This window comes from Kamptonema formosum PCC 10802, from assembly GCF_000332335.1.
Lineage (GTDB): Bacteria > Cyanobacteriota > Cyanobacteriia > Cyanobacteriales > Oscillatoriaceae > Oscillatoria.
The window spans coordinates 1,462-4,157 of sequence record NZ_KB235947.1; the positions used below are offsets into that span (position 1 = coordinate 1,462).

The window sequence follows — 2,696 nt, forward strand, 5'->3', positions numbered from 1 at the left end:
CATCTCTGCAAATGGCCCGCCGGCTGAATTTACATCTAATTTCAAAGCTCCGTTACGATTCGGCGCTTTATATCCCCTATCAAAACCCCGAGCCTGGCCGAACGTGCCGCCGGAAATATGGAGATAAGCTTGACCTACGCAACATGCCCCCTCAATACCTGAAGAACAGCGCGATTGATGGGCCAATCCTCACCGATATCTATCAAGCGCAACTGCTCCACAAGGAATTTGCTCAACCTCTGAATGTGGTGATTCTGGTCAAGACTCATCAAAGCACCAATGCTCGCCACCACGTCATTTTATTTACCAGTGACCCTGATTTGGATTCCGACAAGGTAATAAATTTTTACAGCCGGCGCTTTCAAATCGAATTTAATTTTCGGGACAACAATTCTGGGGCCTGGAAGATTTTATGAATGTCAGCCAAACGGCAGTAACTAATGCGGCCAATCTCTCATTTTTCATGGTCAACCTGTCCCATCACCTGCTGGGGACTGGCCGGGGGAAGCATTGTGGGGACAGTGTGCTGGATCTCAAAGCCATGTGTCGGGGCTCAAAATATGTGGCCGAAATCATAAAACTCCTTCCGGAAAAACCTGAGCCAGTTTTATTGGCTCAGATTTTCCAACGTATATCCCGCCTCGGTCGTATCCACCGGCCACCGGCTTGTAGCAACCTCAGCTGAATTAACGAAGGTATTGTTTAAGAAACCGGGTTTCTCAGTACCTCACTGATATGAGAAACGCTATATCTTAACCCTGCGGGGGATTGTAAACCCCCCAATGTGAAATGCCGCGATTGCTAAAAATCCCTTCAGCACGACAGATATCGTCGTCTGTGCCATCTACTATAACCAAATAATCGCCATTAAGCAGGCGATCTCCATAACCTCTCGCTTCTTCTTCGGGAATGCCTAAATTAGACAGCGCCTAAGCCAGACCGCCAGCCGCTACCGCTTCAATACCCGCACCGGCGACAGAAGTGACTAGCGCCACGCCAAGGCTACCTGCTGCTATTATAGGGCCTACGCCGGGAATGGCTAGACTGCCAAGACCAACTAATACGGTGCCCAAGGTACTGGCTGTCACAGCGTCTGCAGCCACTCCCGTTGCAGTCCGCACATCTTGACTGCCAATGCGATCGCTCATCTCAGCGCCGGCAAGCCGGTCGTCCCGATCCGCATCCTTGGCAAGGATAGAAACTTTGTCCATTGGAAAGCCGGAAGCTTTCAATTCATTGAGCTATCGCTCCGCTTCTTGACGGTTGGGAAATAAACCAACAGCTCGTTCTAGATGGGCGACAGCCATATCTCTCTTCTCCTGGATTCTAAGACAAAGGGATGCAAAATATCAAAGCCGTTACTTGTTGATATAGCGGTTCTCAGTTGGATGAACTATGGCCCAGAAACCCGGTTTCTTTAAGAAAACGGGTTTCTCAGTAGCTCACCAATATGAGAGAGGCTATATTGATAGTTTTGTACTTTTTTTTACCAGATTCATCTATCTAGAGAGGGAGGATGGGCAGCTGTGCCGGCAAATCGCCGGCAAATCGCTTGTGTTGCAAAAAACAGAGCGAAGTGATATAATGCTCCTATCTAATCTCTTCAAGTGGCGTCACGGTCAAGCCGAGTCCAGTACGCAAGCCGCCGGTGCGGGCATGACCCGCAAATTGAGTTTGACGGAACCTTTAGAAGATCATCTCGCGGATTGAGTATTTTGGTTTTGGGAAGCGTTTCAACCGGCCCATCGTTAGCGCCGTGCCAGCAAACAGCTTTCATTTTATTTTCTCCTCACATCAGTGTTCGTGCGATTTGGGAGGCGAGAATTTGGGAAGGTCGCTCTTGCCTGTTTTCCCTAATCCCAAATCCCTTCTCTAACCTCAGCCGCTCATATTTTTAGAATCCCGCTGATTTCCAGCCAGGTTCTCCGCCGCCTTTTCTAAAGCCTGCTGAATTCCTTGAACCGGCGATCGGGCCGTGTCTTCAATCTTATTTAAAACCTCTTTGGTGTCAGGAGGAAACCGGGAGTCAAGATTGAGATTTTCTCGCATGGCATCCCCTCGATCTTTAAGCTGTTGCCGGGACTTCTCAATGAGAGCCGGATGTAGAATTCCGTCTTGTTATTGGGAGTGCTAAAATTGCGGCGATGCGTGTGCCGGTGGGGGAATTATTGGCGGAAATTGAGGATATTAAGCAGCGGTTGGGTGATGTTTGGATACGGGCAATTGGTGCGGGGGGAAAGGGATTTTGGGACAGGCGAGACGCCTGTCCTACGTCTGGAAACACCGGCACACGCTTTTAGTGAGGAGCAAATACGGTTTATTGGTGGGGAAGGTTGGGAATATCGGGTGCCGAGTTTGGAGTATTTGCGGCTGTGGTTTGCGGAGTCGGTGCTGGTGCAGCTGGCGGCGATTTTGGGGGAAATTGAGAGGGTGCGATCGGTGCCGTTGCGGCTGGTTCTGCGGGTGATATTGAGTGATATTGTGCGGCAGGTATCCCTGCAAGAACCGGCTGATTTGCGGATGCGCCGGCGCAAGAGTTCGCCAGAGAATGCGCCGGCTATCCCGCTGTTCTTGGCGGCGGTGACAGATAAGGTTGGGGCGGTGATGGCTGCTAGGGAGTATATCACGGAGGTGCCGGCGGTGCGAGAGGCTTTGTTAGGAGATTCGCGGACTTGTGCCGGTGTGGTGAGGGGGCA

General features: G+C 50.8%; 4 protein-coding genes and 1 pseudogene. 3 read left to right on the forward strand and 2 right to left on the reverse strand.

Annotated features, from left to right (window positions below; translation table 11 throughout):
• A pseudogene (locus OSC10802_RS53835) lies at positions 1-685 on the forward strand (IS4 family transposase); the annotation flags it as partial.
• Between the two features lie 244 nt (positions 686-929).
• On the opposite strand, the gene OSC10802_RS53840 reads toward OSC10802_RS53835, so the two are convergent.
• Positions 930-1,211: a hypothetical protein gene (locus tag OSC10802_RS53840; protein WP_017714738.1), complete on the reverse strand. Its 282-nt coding sequence runs from the start codon at positions 1,209-1,211 to the stop codon at positions 930-932.
• 184 nt (positions 1,212-1,395) lie between these two features.
• Here OSC10802_RS53840 and OSC10802_RS52435 point away from each other — a divergent pair, with 184 nt between their 5' ends.
• Entirely contained in the window at positions 1,396-1,710 is a 315-nt protein-coding gene (locus OSC10802_RS52435) for a hypothetical protein (RefSeq protein ID WP_017714739.1), read from the forward strand.
• 168 nt (positions 1,711-1,878) lie between these two features.
• Here OSC10802_RS52435 and OSC10802_RS48455 read toward each other — a convergent pair whose 3' ends face one another.
• Complete coding sequence (locus tag OSC10802_RS48455) at positions 1,879-2,049, reverse strand: hypothetical protein (protein ID WP_017714740.1); 171 nt, start codon at positions 2,047-2,049, stop codon at positions 1,879-1,881.
• A gap of 87 nt (positions 2,050-2,136) precedes the next feature.
• Here OSC10802_RS48455 and OSC10802_RS38020 point away from each other — a divergent pair.
• A partial coding sequence (locus OSC10802_RS38020) for a hypothetical protein (RefSeq protein ID WP_198525029.1) occupies positions 2,137-2,696 on the forward strand: 560 nt, incomplete at its 3' end.